This window comes from Hyalangium ruber (genome assembly GCF_034259325.1).
Lineage (GTDB): Bacteria > Myxococcota > Myxococcia > Myxococcales > Myxococcaceae > Hyalangium_A > Hyalangium_A rubrum.
Genome location: NZ_JAXIVS010000003.1, coordinates 15345 through 32985 on the forward strand (window position 1 = coordinate 15345; position 17641 = coordinate 32985).

At 69.0% G+C, this 17641-nt stretch carries 13 protein-coding genes; 4 read left to right on the forward strand and 9 right to left on the reverse strand.

Features of this window, described 5'->3' with window-relative positions:
* The first annotated feature begins 63 nt into the window (after window positions 1-63).
* Both SYV04_RS09010 and SYV04_RS09015 read left to right on the forward strand, forming a co-directional pair.
* Window positions 64-711, forward strand: coding sequence for a gluconate 2-dehydrogenase subunit 3 family protein (locus tag SYV04_RS09010; RefSeq protein ID WP_321545254.1), 648 nt, complete (start codon window positions 64-66; stop codon window positions 709-711).
* Window positions 708-2363, forward strand: a complete 1656-nt coding sequence (locus tag SYV04_RS09015) for a GMC family oxidoreductase (protein ID WP_321545255.1) — start codon at window positions 708-710, stop codon at window positions 2361-2363. Before SYV04_RS09010 ends, SYV04_RS09015 begins: the two co-directional genes overlap by 4 nt.
* Here SYV04_RS09015 and SYV04_RS09020 read toward each other — a convergent pair.
* Window positions 2350-4446 carry an ATP-binding protein gene (locus tag SYV04_RS09020; RefSeq protein ID WP_321545256.1) on the reverse strand — a complete coding sequence of 699 codons (2097 nt, stop codon included), beginning with the start codon at window positions 4444-4446 and terminating at the stop codon, window positions 2350-2352. The genes SYV04_RS09015 and SYV04_RS09020 overlap by 14 nt on opposite strands.
* A 277-nt stretch (window positions 4447-4723) precedes the next feature.
* Between SYV04_RS09020 and SYV04_RS09025 the strand changes: the two genes are divergently transcribed.
* Window positions 4724-5389: a RodZ family helix-turn-helix domain-containing protein gene (locus SYV04_RS09025; protein WP_321545257.1), complete on the forward strand. Its 666-nt coding sequence runs from the start codon at window positions 4724-4726 to the stop codon at window positions 5387-5389.
* An 81-nt stretch (window positions 5390-5470) separates the two neighbouring features.
* On the opposite strand, the gene SYV04_RS09030 is transcribed toward SYV04_RS09025, so the two are convergent.
* From SYV04_RS09030 to SYV04_RS09040, 3 genes are read right to left on the reverse strand one after another with little or no spacing between them, the layout of a single operon-like run.
* On the reverse strand, window positions 5471-5788 hold the full coding sequence (locus SYV04_RS09030; RefSeq protein WP_321545258.1) for a hypothetical protein: 318 nt from the start codon (window positions 5786-5788) through the stop codon (window positions 5471-5473).
* 9 nt (window positions 5789-5797) lie between these two features.
* The gene (locus tag SYV04_RS09035) at window positions 5798-7303 is read right to left on the reverse strand and encodes a long-chain-fatty-acid--CoA ligase (protein WP_321545259.1); all 1506 of its coding nucleotides are present in this window, start codon (window positions 7301-7303) and stop codon (window positions 5798-5800) included.
* Window positions 7304-7317: 14 nt separating this feature from the next.
* Complete coding sequence (locus SYV04_RS09040) at window positions 7318-7782, reverse strand: hypothetical protein (RefSeq protein WP_321545260.1); 465 nt, start codon at window positions 7780-7782, stop codon at window positions 7318-7320.
* A 78-nt stretch (window positions 7783-7860) separates the two neighbouring features.
* On the opposite strand from SYV04_RS09040, the gene SYV04_RS09045 reads away from it, so the two are divergent.
* Window positions 7861-8298 carry an Ig-like domain-containing protein gene (locus SYV04_RS09045; RefSeq protein WP_321545261.1) on the forward strand — a complete coding sequence of 146 codons (438 nt, stop codon included), beginning with the start codon at window positions 7861-7863 and terminating at the stop codon, window positions 8296-8298.
* Window positions 8299-8352: 54 nt separating this feature from the next.
* Here the strand turns inward: SYV04_RS09045 and SYV04_RS09050 are convergent, their stop codons facing one another.
* From SYV04_RS09050 to SYV04_RS09070, 5 genes are all read right to left on the reverse strand, one after another.
* A complete protein-coding gene (locus tag SYV04_RS09050; RefSeq protein ID WP_321545262.1) occupies window positions 8353-10653 on the reverse strand; it encodes a cell-cell cohesion protein MtsF in 2301 nt (766 codons plus the stop codon).
* A 32-nt stretch (window positions 10654-10685) separates the two neighbouring features.
* Window positions 10686-12464 (reverse strand): vWA domain-containing protein, encoded by a 1779-nt coding sequence (locus SYV04_RS09055; protein ID WP_321545263.1) that lies wholly within the window; start codon window positions 12462-12464, stop codon window positions 10686-10688.
* A complete protein-coding gene (gene mtsD, locus SYV04_RS09060; protein WP_321545264.1) occupies window positions 12461-14425 on the reverse strand; it encodes a cell-cell cohesion protein MtsD in 1965 nt (654 codons plus the stop codon). The genes SYV04_RS09055 and mtsD overlap by 4 nt, the downstream gene beginning before the upstream one ends.
* Before the next feature lie 39 nt (window positions 14426-14464).
* Window positions 14465-15820: a cell-cell cohesion MYXO-CTERM protein MtsC gene (gene mtsC / locus SYV04_RS09065; protein ID WP_321545265.1), complete on the reverse strand. Its 1356-nt coding sequence runs from the start codon at window positions 15818-15820 to the stop codon at window positions 14465-14467.
* Window positions 15821-15985: 165 nt separating this feature from the next.
* Window positions 15986-17590, reverse strand: a complete 1605-nt coding sequence (locus SYV04_RS09070) for a calcium-binding protein (protein ID WP_321545266.1) — start codon at window positions 17588-17590, stop codon at window positions 15986-15988.
* Window positions 17591-17641: the final 51 nt, after the last annotated feature.

Consider the following 17641-nt stretch of genomic DNA (forward strand, 5'->3'; position numbering starts at 1 on the left):
ACGCCAGCAAGCCCTCGCGCGGCTTTGGCAAAGCCCCTCGCGCGGCCTAAGCTCCGTGGCCGTATGGCTCGCAAGCGCTCCGCGTCCGGTCCCCTCTCCCGGCGCTCCTTCATCCAGCGGCTCACCTTCTTCGGCGGAGGCGTGGTGCTGCTCGGCCCCACCGCCTGCAAGCGCTCCTCTCAGGAGGAGCCCGCCGCGCCACCGTCGAAGCCCGTGCCCACGGGTGCCTCTCCCCACGGCACCTTCAGTGGGCTGGAGTTCGCCACCGTGGCCGCCGCCGCCGAGCGCGTGCTGCCTCGCGACGAGGATCCCGGTGCGAAGGACGCGAACGTCCCCGCCTACATCGACCGCATGCTGCAGACGCCGGAGATGAAGCGGATGAAGGGCGATTTCCTCCAGGGCCTGTCCGCCCTGGAGCGCCGCGCGCGGAGCATGTTCAAGAAGGGGTTCACCGAGGCCACGCCCGAGCAGCAGGACGAGCTGCTCACCCTCTTCAAGGACAGCGGGCCCGGCACCGGCGAGGCGCACTTCTACGAGCTGCTGGTGGTGCTCACGCTGGAGGGCTTCCTGGGAGACCCCTCCTACGGCGGCAACACGGAGCGGGTGGGCTGGCGCCTGGTGGGCTTCGACGCCGTGGGCACGGTGGCCATGGCGCCCCCCGAGGGCTACGACGGGCCCAAGTGCCTGCGCGAGTGTGGTGACCACCGATGACGAAAGAGGCGGTGGACGTCTGCATCATCGGCAGCGGCGCGGGCGGAGCCCCCATGGCGCTGGAGCTGGGCCGCGCGGGCTTCAAGGTCGTCGTGCTGGAGAAGGGCGCGCACTACCGGCCCCAGGACTTCGTCCACGACGAGATCCTCAACAGCCGCCGCAACTTCTTCATGCCGCTGCCGTGGGATGAGCCGCACCTGGTGCGCCAGGGGGCCACCGGCCGCTACGAGCGCACCAACAGCGCGTGGACGGCCAACTGCGTGGGCGGCGGCACCGTTCACATGAGCGGCTACTTCTACCGGCTCAAGCCGGTGGACTTCCGTCTGCGCTCCACGCTGGGAGATATCAAGGGCGCCAACCTCGCCGACTGGCCCATCTCGTACGAGGAGTTCGCGCCCTTCTACGACAAGGCGGAGACGGAGCTGGGCGTGTCCGGCGAGGCCCGGCCCCACCCCTTCGCCGAGCCTCGCAGCGGCCCCTACCCGCTGCCCCCGCTGGACGTACACCCCATCGCCAAGGAGATCGACCGGGTGTGCCAGGAGATGAAGTGGCACCCCCTGGTCACCGCGCGCGGCATCCTCAGCAAGCCCTATAAAGGACGCGCGGCGTGCTCGTACTGCGCGCTGTGCGGCAGCTACGGCTGCGAGGTGGGCGCCAAGAGTGGCACCAACGCCAGCCTCATTCCCCAGGCGCTGGCCACCGGCAACGTGGAGCTGCGCCCCAAGTGCATGGCGCGCACCATCGAGGTGGACAAGGACGGCAAGGCCAAGAGCGTCGTCTACCTGGACCCCGACGGCGTGGAGCAGGAGCAGCCCGCCAAGCTCATCGTGGTGTCCTGCACGGCGGTGGAGAGCGCCCGGCTGCTGCTCAACTCCACCTCCTCGCGCTTCCCCAAGGGGCTGGCCAACGGCAGCGGGCTGGTGGGGCGCAACCTCATCTTCAGCTCGTTCGGCGAGTCGCGCGCCACCTTCCGTGTCTCCAAGCAGAAGGCCTCGCGGCCGTGGCTCACCGCGCCGGATCCGTTCATCAACCGCAGCATCCAGGACTTCTACCTGATGCCGGATGAGCGCTTCGGCTTCCGCAAGGGCGGGACCATGGGGTTCATGTGGACGCACCCCAACCCCATCTTCGCCGCGGTGGGCATGGCGGGCTCCGGCAAGGAGGGCGTCTTCGGCAAGGAGCTCAAGGACCGGATGCGGGCCTACCGCGACTCGCGCATCCTCCAGTTCGAGGTGTATGGCGAGTTCCTTCCCACGCCGGGCACCTATGTGACGGTGGAGCCGAGCGTGAAGGACAAGTACGGCATCCCCGTGGCGGGCATCACCCTGGACCGGCACCCGATGGACTTCGCCGCCACGCGCTTCCTCGTCGAGCGAGGCGAGGAGGTGCTGATGCGGCTGGACCCGGACGACCTGGAGCGCGTCGGCGTCGCCGGGGAGACGACCATCCTCCAGCACGGCACGTGCCGCTTCGGCAAGGACCCGGCCACCTCCGTGCTGGACAAGGACTGCCGCGCGCACGAGGTGCCCAACCTCTACGTGGTGGACGGCAGCTTCATGCCGAGCGCCGGCGGCGTCACCACGACGCTGACCATCGCCGCCAACAGCTTCCGCGTGGCCCACAACCTCGTGCGCAAGCTCAAGAAGGGCTGAGGGCCTCTTCCGGATTGCCCGCGTCGGCGGGGCTCCCCCAGGCGGGTGGCTGGCGCGGCAGGAGGACGGTGAAGGTGGTGCCCCCCTCCGGGGTGGACGTGACGTGGATGTCCCCCCCGTGCGCCTTCACGATGCACTTGACGATGAAGAGGCCCAGCCCCGCGCTCTGGCGCACCGTCGTCTCCGACTGCTCGCCGCGGCGGAACGGCTCGAACAGGTGCTGCAGCAGCTCCGGTGAGATGGGCGGACCCTCGTTGTGGACGGTGAACACCACGTGCGCCCCCGCATCCCGGTAGGAGACCCGCACGGGCCTGCCCGGCTCGCCGTACTTGAGGGCGTTGTCCAGCAGGTTCGTCGTCACCTGCTCCAGCCGCACCGGATCCCACCGGCCGCAGGTATCTCCCTGGGCCTCACACTCGAGCAGCCGCTCCGGGTATGCCGCCCGCAGGTCCTCGAGCACCCGAGTGCCCACGTCGTGGATGCACACCGGCACGGGGGCGATGGGGACTCCCGCTCCGGCCCGCTCCCGGGTGTAGTCGAGCAGCGTGCCCAGCAACCCCCGCATCCGCTCGGCCGAGCGGCGGATGCGCAGCAGGGGCCGGGTCTGGCTCTCCTCGAGCGTCCCGCGCCGCAGCATCAGGTCCACGCTGGCGAGGATGGCCGCCAAGGGGCTGCGCAGGTCATGGCCGACGATTCCCAGGAGCCGCTGCTCGTAGTCGAGCATGCGCTTGCGCTCGGTGATGTCGCGCATGGCCGCGGCGCGCACCCGCTTGCCTCGGTAGTCGAGATAGCGGGTGATGACCTCCACGTGGAGGCGGGTGCCGTCCTTTCGTAGACCGCTCGCCTCGTACGGCACCGGCACACCCGACTGGGTGACGCGCAGGACGTGCTCCACGTCCTCCGGCGCGATGAAGCGCGAGACCGAGCTGCCCACCACCTCCTCGTGCGAATAGCCGAACATCCGGCAGTGCGACTCGTTCGCCTCCAGGATGAGGCCGTTGTCGTGGATGATCAGGCCATCGAAGCTCGCGCTCGTCAGCGCCTGGTATTTCTCCGCGGCGTCGCGCACCTCCATCTCCGCCTGCTTCCGGGCGGTGATGTCCAGGAAGTACACCGACAGCCCCTCGGCGCCAGGCTGGGCCCGCACCTCCGCCCAGAGCTTCAGGGGCTCGTACCAGATCTCGAAGTGCGCCGGGACACGTGTCTCGAGCACGCGGTGGAAGTGGTGCCAGACGACGGTCCCCACGGCTTCGGGGAACACCTCCCACAGGTTCCTGCCCACCAGCTCCTCGCGCTGCTTGTGGAGCAGCGGCTCGGCGACTTGGTTGACGTAAGTCAGGCGCCACTGCGTGTCGAGAGCGTAGAAGGCCACGCCGCTCTCCTCCAGGATGCCGAGGATGCGCGCGTGCGCCTGGCGCAGCGCCTCCTCGGCCTTGCGGCGCAAGGCGAGCTCGCGGGCCTCGTGCGCCGTCGCCCGGCGCAGGTAGCTCCCCAGGGAGCCGGTAACGAGCAAGGTGAGCCCCAGCAAGCCGAGCACCAGCAGGAAGCTGAAGCGGTTCTCCCCCGCCTCGATGGCATGGTGGCGCTCCAGCCGCACGTGCTTGTACTCCACCAGCTCCGCGAAGGCTCGATCGAGCGCATCCCGGTGCGGCTGCACATCCTCGAGCACGCGTCGGATGGCCTCCTCGATATCGCCCTGGCGACGCTCCTCGATGGCGATCTCCAGCTCCCGCCAGGACGCGTACTGGGCCTGTACGATGAGCGCGAGCAACCGCCTGCCTTGGGGGGAGTCGATGACGGCGTGCGCCTCTTCCAGGTCCTGCTCGATGGCCACGCGCGTCTCCCGCATCTCCCGCAGGAAGCGCTCCTCGCCCGTGAAGAGAAAAGCGCGGGCCTTCCGGGAGGCGTGCTCGCTGTCGTTCTGGAGCTTCTGGACGACGTACAAGTCCCTGGCGTCATCCGCGATGAGGAGCTCCAACGCCTGCCCCGATCGCCTCAGGGTGAGCGCCGCCATGCCCCCCAGGACCACCAGACACACGGAGGTGAAGACGAGCAGCGGCACCCAGCGACTCGTGACAGGCATACGCGACCCCTGACCCGGCCGGCTCCCCCTCCGGATCACGCTTCCCCTGGCTCAGGGTGGCCACGATGCGCCTCATCGCCCCGACAGCGAGGAGGGGCCCGCCTGCCTTTTTGGCCTTTTTCCCTGACGCAAATCCCTGATTCGACTGGGCTTTTAAAATCTTTGGAGGAAAATGTAGGTCCTAAGCAACCATTATCCCCCCTTGTACGAGAACTAGGTTGTGGTTGCACTTTTAACTTCATCCAACCACTTTCACCCCTCTGCTCGGAGAACGTCCATGATCGGCGCCACCAGGCCGTCCAGCGGTTTCTCGATTACCTCCCGCTCCACCCCCTCTGCCTCCGAGGCCCGGTCTCCCGTGAGCGGGGGAAACAACGTGCGGGGCCAGCTGGAGAACGTGAGCCAGAACCCGGTTCTGCGCTCGCTGCTGGGTGAGAGCGCCTTCGACGGCGTGCTGGGCAAGGGCAAGGCGGACAAGTCCGAGAAGGCGCAGCAGGCCGGTCAGAGCGAGAAGCCGGAAGAGGGCCTCAACAAGCTGATCGAGTTGGTACAGCAGCTGGTGACCATGCTCCAGTCGATCCTCGGCAAGCAGCAGCAGCAGCCGGGCCAGGAGGCGGGCTCGGGCAGCGAGCAGGGCACGACGCCGACGAGCGGAGCCAGCGGCAGCCAGGGCGCGTCCCCCTCGAATGCGACCGCCCAGCCCCAGGGCGCGTCCCCCTCGGGCGCGGCGGATGAGAGCCAGCAGACGGCCCCCGCGCAGGGCGCCGAGGAGTCCCAGCAGGCCGCTCCCGCCGAGGAGCAGAACCCGCTGGAGCAGATCTTCAAGGTGCTGCAGCAGGTCCTCCAGCTGCTCCAGCAGCTCAAGGGCAGCATGGGCGGCCAGCAGGGCGGCTCGCCCGGCGCCGAGCAGCCGCAGCAGACTCCTGGCACCGTCGAGGCCTGAGCCTCTCCAGTCGCTTGAAGCAATGCGGCCCGCCCTCCTCCTGGATGGCGGGCCGTCGTGCTTCTGGAGCGGACGAAACGCTCAGCTGCGGATGAAGCCGCGCTTGAGCTTCTCCAGCTCCTCGCCGAGCTTCTTCATCTCGTCGGTCTTCTCGATCGTCACGCCGCTCTGCTGCAGCATCGTGACGAGCTGCGCCTTGAAGGCATCCACGAGCAGCGCGGACTGGGCGGAGGCGCCCGGGCCGAGCTGGGTGCTCAAGCTCGCCAGGGTCTCCTGAAGCGCCCCGGTGATCTTCTTCACCTCGGCCTCGAGCTGCTGCGGGGTGAGCCGGCCCGGCTCCTTCGCGGCGCTCGTCAGCTCCTGGAGCGCCTTCAGCAGCGTGTTGAGATCCTGTGCCATGGGGTGAGCCTACCGCGTTCCGGACTCACGGGCCCGCAGCTCCTTCTTGAGCACCTTGCCCGTGGCGTTCTTGGGCAGCGCCTCCACCTGCTCCACGTGGCGCGGCACCTTGTAGTTGGACAGGTGCTCGCGGCAGTGCTCCCGCAGCTCCTCGGCCGTGGCCTCCTCCCCCGGCTTGAGGACGATGAAGGCCTTTACCGCCTCGCCCCGGTAGTCGTCCGGCATCCCCACCACCGCGCTCTCCTTCACCTTCGGGTGGCGGAAGAGCACCTCCTCCACCTCGCGCGGCCAGACCTTGAAGCCGGCCACGTTGATCATGTCCTTCAGCCGGTCCACCAGGAAGTAGTAGCCCTGCGCGTCCCGGTAGCCGATGTCCCCGCTGCGCAGCCAGCCGTCCACCAGCGCCCGCGCCGTCTCCTCCGGCTGGTTGAAGTAGCCCAGCATCACGTTGGGGCCCTTGATGCAGAGCTCCCCCAGCTCCCCGTCCGGCACCCCCTGGCCCTGCTCGTCGATGACGCGCATCTCCACGCCCTCGATGGGCGTGCCCACCGAGCCGCTGCGCCACTGGTGCGTGTGGTTGTAGCAGGCCGAGGGAGACGTCTCCGTCAGCCCGTACCCCTCGTGGATGTGCAGCCCGGTGTGCGTGTGCCACGCCCGCTCCACCTCCACCGGGAGGATGGCCGCCGCCGAGAAGAAGTAGCGCACCGCGCGCAGCGCCTGGGCCGCGTGCGGCTGGTGCAGCAGCGCCATGTACACCGTGGGCACGCCATAGAAGACGGTGGCCCCGTGGCGCTCGGCCACCTCCAGCACGTCCTCCGGCACGAAGCGCCGGCGCAACAGCAGCGTCGCCCCCGACGCCAGCGTGGCGTTCATGATGAAGTTCTGCCCGAAGCAGTGGAACAGCGGCAGGAAGCACAGCATGCGGTCGTCATCCCGCATCCCGACGATTTGCCGCGTGGAGGCCACGTTCGACACCACGTTGCCGTGCGAGAGCACCGCCCCCTTGGGCCGGCCCGTCGTCCCGGACGTATAGAGGATGGCCGCCGGCGTGTCCCGCTCCACCGGCGCCACCGGACAGGCGGCCGCCGGGCGCTGGAGCAGCTCGGCGTAGGAGCGCACTCCGTCCCCCGCCTCCTCCGCCAGCAGCAGCCGAACCGTGGGGAGCTGTTCCCGCCCGGGCACCTGGGGCAGCAGCTCCCGACGCGTGAGGAGCACCGCGGCCTGGGAGTCGTTCACGATGTGCCGCAGCTCCTCGGCCTTGGACATGACGCTGACCGAGACGGCCACCGCCCCCAGCTTCAGCACCGCGAAGTAGGCGATGACGAACTCGGGGCCGTTGGGCAGGAACAGGCACACCCGCTCACCCGCACGCAGGCCCTCGCCTCCCAGGCCCACCGCCAGGCGGTTCACCGCCTCCAGCAGCTCACGGTAGGTGAGCACGAGCGCATCCATCCGCAGCGCCGGGTGCTCCGGCCTGCGCCTCGCCGCCGCCTCCAAGCCCTGGGCGATGTTCATGCGCTCCCCACCCTTCAACGGTTGCGCAGCGGCTCCACTTCCACCTTCAGCACGTAGCGCGCCTGCATGTCCGACTCGAACTCCACCAGGTGGTCCCCCACGCCGGTCAGCTCCACCTCGCGGCTGAACTCGCCCACCTTCTCCGCCAGGTCCAACGCCGTGCGCCCGCTCACCGACTCGCGGATGCGCGCCCGGCACCCCTCCTCGTGGAACGTCACCACCGTCTCCTCCCCCGAGGCCACCACGTCCTCCAGGAAGAAGCGCACCCGCACCGAGGAGGCCTCCGGCAGCTGGACGATGAACTGCCCCTTCCCGGGCAGGCGCCCCTCGACATAGCTCTCCGTGCCCAGGATGCAGCCTGCCACCTTGCTGCACACCGGCCACTCCGCATCACACACATCCTTCGCGCGGCTGCCGATGAAGTCCGAGCGGCTCCCCCCGCACCCCGTCGCCACCATCAACGCCAACAGCGAGAGCACGACAGCTTGGGTACCTCTGGCGAACGCTGTTACAAACACAACCATCATCGAACCCTCTCACCGAGCGGAGTAGACGGCATGCGCCTACGTACCTTGTTGCTCCCCATCATCCTCCTGGCCCTGGCTGGATGTGGAGAAGATGAAGAAGCCCTGAAGGAGGGCCCCTTCCTTTTCCTCGACCGCGAGTCGCTGGGCTTCGACGTGGAGTTCGGCAGCGGCACCTATGTCGGTGCCACGGGCTTCAACACCCTCTACATCGAGAACCGCGGGGACCAGCCGCTGGAGATCAAACAGGTCACCAAATCGGGCGATGGCGTGTTCACCCTGCGCCTGCCCCAGGAGCTCTCCGAGGGGAAGTCCCTGGTGCTCGAGAGCCGGAAGATCACCTTCGTGGAGGTGCAGTTCAAGCCCACGCAGGCCAAGGATTACACGGGCACGTTCACCATCGAGTCCAACGCCGGTAACGGGGCGACGAAGGCCATCCCCCTGACCGGCCGTGGCATTCCCCCTCCGTAGGCCGGACTCCACCGGGAAGGAGAGCGGGCCCCTCCCGGCCCGCCCTCCTCCCGGTCACGGCTGAACCGTGAAGCGGCAACCCGGCGCCCACGTGGTGGGCGAGGTGCCCCCATCCGGCAGGGCCGTGCCACCATCCTGTTGCGGCGCCGGACACATGCGCATGCCCCCATCGGTGGCGTAGCTCTGCGGATAGGCGGTGTACGCGGTGCGCACGCTGTAGTTCACCCGCTCGTAGGACTCGCGCTCGGTGGCGCTGACGTCCACGCGCACGGTGCCGCCGCGCACGAAGCGCGGCTCCAGGCACGAGCAGGCGTAGGGCTGCACGGTGAAGACGGTGGAGTTGCCCACCACCTGCCTCGAGTAGAGCGGCTGCAGCCCACTCAAGGTGCCGCTGGGCGTGTGCCAGGCCCGCAGCGGCTCGCCCCGGTAGGCCAGTGTCAGCGGGCTGTTCCGGCTGCCCGTGGACACCGGCGTACAGACTCCGCTGTCCATCCGGTCCCCATCACAGAAGGTCAAGTCCAACGCCAGCCCGTGCGGCATCCCACCGTCCGGCAGGTGCTGCACCGTCCACTGAAGCGCCCAGGCACGGTCTTGCGGCGCCGGCTGGCTGCCCTCGATGGACAAGAGGTAGCTGTCCACGTCCGAGGGGACGGCGTCATAGTCCCTCGGCCCCCGGACACCCCGGCCCGTGGTGCGGTCATCCGCCTGCAGGCGGCCAAAGCCGTGGGTGAGCACGCCATTGAGCGCCGTGGCGTTGCCGGGCGGCACCGGGAAGGTGGTGCCATTGGTGTCATTCGCGAAGGTGAGCGGCGTGGGCTGCTCGGTGCCCGTGGGGGCGCGGTCGGCGTCGTCCTGGTCCGCCAGCCAGGTCACCTGCAGCACGTAGTCCCGGTCATCCGCCCAGTTGTTGCCCGTGTCCTGGACACCAAAGAGGTAGCGCGCCGTCGCGCCGTGCGCGGGCACGGGGATGGCACCCTCGAAGTTGCGCAGGTTGGGGAAGTTCGAATCCTCCTCGCGCGCGGACTGGAGGCACAGCGGCACGGTGCCGCCGCAGAAGGACTCCACCAATGACCGCGCGGCGGGCACTTCGCCATAACCCTTGGGGCAGACCTGTGCGTTGGTGGCGCAGGCGACGCGCGAGTCCTCCACCGTCCCCGCCGACACCTGGGTGAGCACGTTCACCTGGCGATCGACCAGGCCCGGCAGCGGCGGGAAGCGCCCTCCGCCCGTGCCCGGCACCAGCCGGTAGTACAGCACGCTGGGCTTGTCGAAGACGGGCACGTCCACCCCGTACCAGTCCGTGTCCGGCACCGAGCCGAGGCGACCCGTGAAGGAGGTGGTGGCTCCCGGCGCGCCGCCGATGGTGCGCACCACCGGCCGCTCGTAGCTGTTGTTGTCGTTGTTGGTGTCCTGCGCGTCCTGCTCGTCCATCACCCGGACCTCGAGCTGGTACTGGAGCCGCAGGTCTCCCGGAATGGTGCCGGTCTCATTGGGAGGCCGGTAGCCCCGCACCAGCACCGTCCAGGGGCCGGCGCTCCGCACCTTGCGCGCGGTGGCCAGGTCCACGGCCAGGCGCGTGTTGGCCACGACGCCCTCGTCCTCGGCCGTGCCGTCCGGGCGCACCAGCACATAGGAGAGCCGGTAGGCCGACGGGGGCGTCAGCTCGGGCGCGCTCAGCCGCACGTAGGCGATCTTTCCCGCGGGGACGGTGAACGAGAAGCGGTCCACGTCACCTCCCGTGGACAGGAAGCCGCTCTGGGTGGCGACCTCCACGCCGTTCTGCGGGGCGAGCGTGAGCGCCGTGGCCTGCTCGGGCGTGTCATTGGGCTCGTTGGCGTCAGGGTTCTCCAGGACGTCCACCTTCACGAAGTAGGGCGCGCGCGCGTCGAAGTTGGGCCGGCTGATGAGGGCCGGCTCATCGCCCAGCAAGAGCAGCAGCCGCGCGTTGGGCTCGCTGAAGGGAAGGATGATCTCCACCGGCCGGGGCGCTCCCTGGCCGTGCTGATCCACCTGCCGCGCCAGCGCGGTCTCGTTCTCGCGCAGCACGCCCACCGCCAGGTTCACCGCCGTGCTGGGCACCCGGTAGCCCGCCGTCACGCGCACCAGCGTGCGCGCGTTCGCGTTCGCGGGGATGCGCACGCTGTACCAGTCCTGATCATTCGGGGCGGAGATGAAGCGCTCCACCTCCTGGCCCAGGACCAGCTCGCACTCAGGCATCGAGAGCGCCTCGGCGGGGTTGTTGCACAGGTCCGGAGGGAGCTCGCCCCCGGCATCCGGCGTGTCGTCATCCCCATCCGAGGGGCAGGCGGTGAGCAGCAGGAGCGCGAGCGGCAGCAGGTAGGCTGGTTTGAGCATGACGGTAGGCTTCAGGGCCCTGCTTCAGGGCCTCAGGGGTTCTGGGTCGCGTCCGGGATACCGGGGCACGCGGAGAGGAAGTCCTCCGGCTCGACGCGGATGACGCCATCCACGGGGGACTTGATTCCGCCCAGGGGATAGCGCGCGGTCTGGTAGCGGTAGAACCGGGTGATGGATCGCGCGGTCGGATCGTCGGCGGGGATCATCGCCACCGAGAGCCAGAGATCGTTGTAGCCCGCCCCGCGCAGCAGCGTCAGCCCACCATCCAGGGGCAGGCCCACGCCACCATCCATCCCGGCGTCCGTGATGTCCGGCCCGGTGGGCGCCAGCAGCACGTTGTCCACGCGGAAGTTGTAGCACTGGCGACCCAGCTCATCCGGCGGCCCCTCGGCCTCCATGGAGTAGCGGTAGCCGTCCACGGACAGGTGGGCGGTGTCCACCTTCACCGGGTTGGTGTGCAGGCGCAGCTCGGCGCGGCTGTCGAGCCCGTCGTTGTCCGGGTCCTCGTCCAAATCATTGCTGGAGCCCTGCGTACCGCCGCGCCACTCCACGCCGTCGGGCACTCCGTCCCGGTCGCTGTCCACCACGTTGGCGTTGGTGCCGATGAACTGCTCGTCGCAGTCCAGCAGCCCGTCACAGTCGGTGTCCGAGGCGCGCAGCGGCGGAGGGCAGCCCGGATCCAGGCCGCCGCCGTCCGGCAGCGCCGTCTGGGTGGGATTGAAGTCCACGCCCTGGCGGCTGAAGCGCACCTCCACCCCGTCGCTGAAGCCGTCGCCGTCGGTGTCCACGCGGTTGGGGTTGGTGCCCTCTTCCGCCTCCTCCGCGTCGGTGAGGCCGTCGCCGTCCGAGTCCGCCTCGCCCAAGGGGCTGGAGGGGGGCGCGTTGAAGTTCGAGGCCACCAGCTCCTTCACGATGAAGGCGCGCCGCACCTGGCCAAAATTGAAGTTCAGGAAGTTGATGGGCTCGTTGTTGCGGAAGTCCCGGAAGTTGCCTCCGCCCAGCTGCGACATCTTCTCCAGGCGGTCCGCGTTCTGGTTGATGATGAGCAGCGGGCAGCCCCCGTCGCCCGTCAAGTCACAGACCGAGCTGACCGGCTGCGTGGGGTTGAAGACGTGTACGGTGTTGACGCGCACGTCCTCCACCAGGTCCCTCAGCTGGCGGATGCGCACCACCGCGTCACCCTGGAGCAGCTCGTCGTCCTGGTCGTTGCTGGGCTTTCCGTCCGACAGGAAGATGACCGAGTAGCGCGCCTGGGCCAGCGCCTGCGCCCCACCGGGCGCCTGGCGGCTGGCGGCGATGTCCGAGTTGATCAACGAGTAGATGTCCGCCAGCGGCTTGACGAAGTCCGTCGAGTCCCGGTTCGGCGCGTTGCTGGGGTTGCGGAAGTTGAGCAGCGTTCGCGTGAGGTTGAGCTTCTGCGCCTCGGTGAGGCTGGCCACCTGCGCGAAGCCGTCCTGGTTGAACGCGTCCTTGGTGAGGAACGCCGTGGTGCTGCCCGCGAAGAGCACCACCGCGACGAAGACTTCCGGGTCGGTCGGCAGGTTCTCGATGAGGTCGATCAACGCCAGGGCGCGCGTGCCGTCCGGATCGCTCACCGTCATGGACTGGCTGGCGTCCAGGGCGACGACGATCTTGATGGGGCGCACCACCTCGTTGGCGCTCACCGTGCAGAAGCGCCCCTCGAAGGCCACCGCGCGATCCACCGGCACCTGCTCGTCGCGGCGCTCGTCATAGAGGTAGGAGTCCGTACAGGCCACCGCCGCGATGACTCCCACCACCCACGCCACCGCCAGGTACGCCCGTGCGTTCACGGCGTGGCCCCCGGCCGATCACCCACGCAGCGCTGCATGTACTCGCTCATCTCGTTGAGATCCGGCGGTCTGCGGAAGTTGGAGTCCTGCAGGTTCAGCTCCGGCCCCAGTGGCACGCGCACGCTGGGCGGCGCGTACTGCGCCCAGGCACAGGCCGAGCGCCACACGCCGTAGTCGGTGGACACACCACTCGCCGGCGCCTCGGCGAACCAGACCTTGAAGAGGTTGTAGCCCTGCTGCACCCCGGAGCGGCTGGGCGGTGTGACGAGCTGCAGGTTGGACACGCTGAAATCGTAGCAGGTGCTGCCGTTGGCGCGCTCCTCGGCGATCTTCACCTCGTACTGGTAGCCGTAGCGCTCGTAGAAGGCCCGATCCCGCCGCGTCGGATCGCTGTCCGCCTTCAGCTCGGCCTCGTCGGGGATTCCATCACCGTCCGTGTCGATGCCGGACACGTTCGACCGGAGCGGATCCAGCCCGTAGCGGGCCTCGATGTTGTCCGGGATGCCGTCGCCGTCGCTGTCGATGATGCCGGCGCGCGTGCGCAGATAGGTCTCGGCGAACTGCGTCAGGCCGTCTCCATCCGTGTCGCGGCACTCACAGCCCCGCGTCAGCGGCGAGGCGGGGTCGCACCCGCGCGCGTCCAGGTCGTTACCGGCCTTGAAGCCCTGGTCGGCCCGACGCGCCTCGAAGGCGTCATCCAGGCAGTCGCCGTCGCTGTCCTGGGTATAGGTGTTCGTCTCCATCGTGAAGCTGTTGTCCACCCGGTCCGGCAGCCCGTCGCCGTCGGTGTCCAGCTCGCGCCCGCCCTCCGCGGGCATGGCGCTCAAGGACTGCACCATCAGCGTCTTGAGCACGTTGCGCGAGGCGAAGGAGGAGTAGTCCAGCGCTCCCAGCCCCAGGTTGTTGATCTCCGTCGTGTCGTTGAACTCCTGGTACACGCCGTTGCCGATCTCCGCGAAGCGGTTGAGCAGGAACGCGGCGATCTTCTTGGCCGCCTGCGGGTACTCCGCCGGAGGCGTGTTCGGGTAGGTGCCGTACAGGTCCTGGCAGATGGGGCCGCAGCGGCGCACCGCCTCCTCATTGAAGAGCAGCACGGTGTGCATGCGCACATCGCCCACGTTGTACTGCTCCTTGAGCTCCATCAGCCGGCGCACGTAGCTGAAGAGCTGGTAGTTCTGGTTGCGGTCCGTGCCGGGCTCGAAGCCGTCGATGCTGTCGGGCGAGTCCGGATCCAGCAGGTTGCAGAACTCCACCGCGCTGGAGGAGTCGGCCCACGTCAGGTCCGGGCTGTCCGGCGTCGCGTACGCGGTGAGGGTGTCATTGGCCGAGCAGCGCGGGTACGGCGTGCCGTCGGTGAGGAACACCACCACGTAGCGGGTGCGCGGCAGCACCTCGGGGTTGCTCTCCGACTCGGAGACGATGTCGCTGGCGATGAGGCTGTAGGCGTACGAGAGCGCGCCCTGGTAGTCGGTGCCCTTGCCGAGCTGGCTCTGCAGCCCGCCGATGTACGTGTCCAGCGTGCTGTCGGGCCGGGCGAAGCGGTCGCCGCTGGCGGCCGGAGGCCACACGTTCTTCACGTTGGTCTCGAAGGGCGCGATGGAGATCTGCACGTTGGGCTGCTGGCGGAACTGCGCCACCAACCGCCGCAGGGCGCGCACGCGCGCCGGCTCGGTGACGCCCGGGGGCACCACCACGGCCACCTGCTCGCAGAAGCCGGTGCCCTCTTGCGAGCCCGGCGGATCCGACACGCACATGCTGCCGGACTGGTCGATGACGAGCACCACCTTCACCGGAAAGCCGCTGGGGTTGGCCGGCGCGGTGCAGACGCGCCCCTGAAGGGTGAGCCGATCATCCAGGTTGCTCTGCTCCTGGCTGAGCGGCTCGACCAGCGTGTCCGTACAGGTGATGAGCAAGCTGCTCAGGAGGCCCGCGGCCAGCAGCATCCGAGGGTGGGGGTGCATGGAAACGGACCTCCTGCGCACAACGAGGGAAAGAGCAGTCTACTCGCGACGGCGACGACGCAGCAGCACGCTCAGCAGCGCGGCACCCAGCGCCACGCCACCCGCGGGACCCGGCAGCGCGGCGCAGCTGCTGGAGTTACTGCCCACCTGCAACTTGAGGCTCGAGACGGACTCGCGCTGCTCCGGGTAGGCGCGGTCCGCGAAGGCCAGCTTCGCCTGGAGCTGGATGTCGTACACGCCATCCTTGTCCGCGGTGAACGTGGGCACGCTGTTGTCCACGTAGGCGTACTCCCAGTGGCGGCTCAGCGTCACCGCGCCCGTGGGGTTCTCCACCACCGCGCGCGAGCCGCTGGGGCGCTCCTTCACCGTCCACGTGTACTCGATGGCGGCGCCGTTGCGGTTGGCGAACAGCGGCAGACGCACCTGCTGACCGCCCTTGAGGCTCAGCTGACCACCGCCCGAGACGGTGAAGGGCGAGCGCGGATCGAGGCAGTCATCCGGGTTGCTCTTGTCCACCACGACGCAGTAGCGGGTGTCGCACACGTCGCCCGCCCCGTCGCCGTCGTCGTCCAGCTGGTCGCGGTTGGCGATGTTGGGGCAGTTGTCCAGGGCGTTGCCGCTGGAGTCCTTGTTCAGCACGCCGTCGTTGTCGATGTCCAGGTCGCACACGTCACCCTGCCCATCCCGGTCCGTGTCGGCCTGGTTCGGGTTGGCGATCCCCGGGCAGTTGTCACCGTTGTCGGAGACGCGGTCGTCGTCGAGGTCCACGCGGCACTGGCTGGAATCCGCGGGCATCGCCTGGGTGGGGTTGGCGACGCGGGGGCAGGTGTCCTCGCCGTCCACGTGGCCGTCGTTGTCGTCGTCCCGGTCGCACACGTCACCGCCGGTGTTCTCCACCGGCAGGCCCGGCTTCTTCCAGTCCGAGTCCAGGTCGCTCTGGTCCCGGTTGGGCACCAGGTGGCAGTTGTCCGCGTCGTTGAGCACGCCGTCGCCGTCCGCGTCGTCGTCGCAGTCGTCGCCCACGCCGTCGCCGTCCGTGTCGCGCTGCTGCGCGTTGGCCAGGCCCGGGCAGTTGTCACACGCATCGCCCACCGCATCGCCGTCCCCGTTCTCCTGCATGCGGTTGGCCGCGAACGGGCAGTTGTCGCGATCATCCGCCTGGCCGTCGCCGTCGGCGTCGTCCGTGTAGGCCAGCGTCACGCCGTCGTCCGTGTAGGCCACCCACACGGAGCAGCCGCAGCCGCAGCCGCAACCGCCGCCCTCCTCCTTGGGCCGGCCACACGCGCTGCCGAGGCACTCCGGGTTGTCCGCCCCGTTGGTCTGTGCGACCGCGACGGGAGTGAAGAAGAAAGCCCCCAACAGCAGGGCGGGAGGCAGGATTCGGGAGAGTGTCATGGTGACTCCTTTCGAGTCCGATGCCTTAGCAAGAGCCGATCCGTTGCAGAGTGAACGAAGAGAGCCAGGAATTACAGGGAGTTGGAGAAGTCGCTCCGACCGCGGGGTGAGGAGTGTGGGGGGTAGCCCTCATCCCAAACGAGGGGTCCACCCCACAGTTTGGCCTCATGTCCCCAGGATGAAGTCATTGGGGGAGAAGGGGAGGATGCCCGTGGGGTTCTTGCCCTGCTCCTCGGTGTAGCGCACCGGCTTGACGTAGAGCGAGCCGACCCCCGTGCCCCGGGGATCATTGTCCCGGCCCACCTGGAGATAGAGGTAGATGTCGTTGTTGCCCCGAGGGATGACGACGCCTGGGTAGATCGGATCCTGGCGCTCCAAGGTGGGCACGACGGTGATGTTCTCGGCGCGCACGTTGTAGCAGGCGCGCCCATCCGGGGTGGGCTCGGCCAGCTCGAAGGAGTAGCCGTAGCCGCGCTCGGCGTGGAAGGCGATGTCGGCGCTGAGGGGGTCGCCCCGGGCCTGCACCTCCTCGATGTTGGTGATGCCATCGCGGTCGGTGTCGAGCAGGTCCTCCGGCACCAACGGGTTGGTGAGTCCCAGGGCTTCCACCAGGTCCGGCAGCCCGTCCCCGTCGGTGTCGCCCATGCAGGGGTCGGTGCCGAGCACACGCTCCTCGCAGGTGTTGAGCCGGTCGCCGTCGTCGTCCAGCGAGACGTTGCAGCCGTTGATGATGTCCACGTTGCCGGGCTGGGGCTTGAGGCCCATGCGCAGCTCCACGCCGTCCATGAGGCCATCGCGGTCGCTGTCCGGGTCGCGAGGGTCCAGCTCCAGCGCCACCTCGTCCAGGTCCGGCACGCCGTCTCCGTCGCTGTCGACGAGCACCTCACCGGCGCGCACCTGCACGTTGCGGTTGAAGGCCAGGAAGCGCTTGAGGACCAGGGAGGTCTGCAGCGAGGTGTAGTTGAGGGTGCCGAGCACATCGCGCAGGCCCGCGGGGTCCGTCTCGATGGCCTCGGTGCCACCCGCGTTGGCGATGGCGGCCACCTGCTCGCGGGCGACGGGGTCCGGCGTGCTGCGCACATAGACGGGCTGCACCACCACCTCGCCCGCGCCGAACTGCTGGGCCAGGGCCTTGAGCTCTCCGGTGACGGCCGTCAGCTCGCACTGGCTGCACGCGGCGGCGCCGGTGACGGGGGTGAGCGCGGCGCAGCGCGAGTCGATGCCCACGTTGAAGGCGGGGTTGTCGCAGCTCACGTCCGCGCTGGTGATGACGAGGACGACGACATAGCGGGCGCGCCCCACCTCGCCTCGGCAGGCCGTCTGCATGTCACCGGAGAGCAGGCTCTTGGAGAGCCGCAGCGCCGAGCGGATGCTGATGGGGCCCGTCTCCTGGTAGCTGGAGTAGCGCGGCAGCGCGGTCTGGAAGGTGGCCGCGTCGGCGAAGCTGCCCTGGAGGCCGGTGGCCACCGTGTGGAAGGCGATCAGCGAGAACTTGATGAAGGGGCCGGAGAAGCGGCTGCTGAGGGTGCCGAGCGCGTCGGTGGTGAAGCCCACCATCTCCGATGGCACGCCCTCTCCGCCCTGGATGGCGAAGACGACCTTCACCGGAAAGGCCTCTCCAGTGGCCAGGGGGATGCAGGCCTCGCCCGCGAAGTCCGCGCGGTCCTTGCCGCTGGGCCCTCGCCCATCGAGCGCGTAGATGCCCGCGTCGGAGCACGTGAGGAACAGCAGGGAAGCCAGGAGCGGGACGAGCCGAGGGAGCGTGCGCATCAACCGCCTATTGTAGACCCCAGGCCTCGTATCGATCGCAAGCAGATGGAG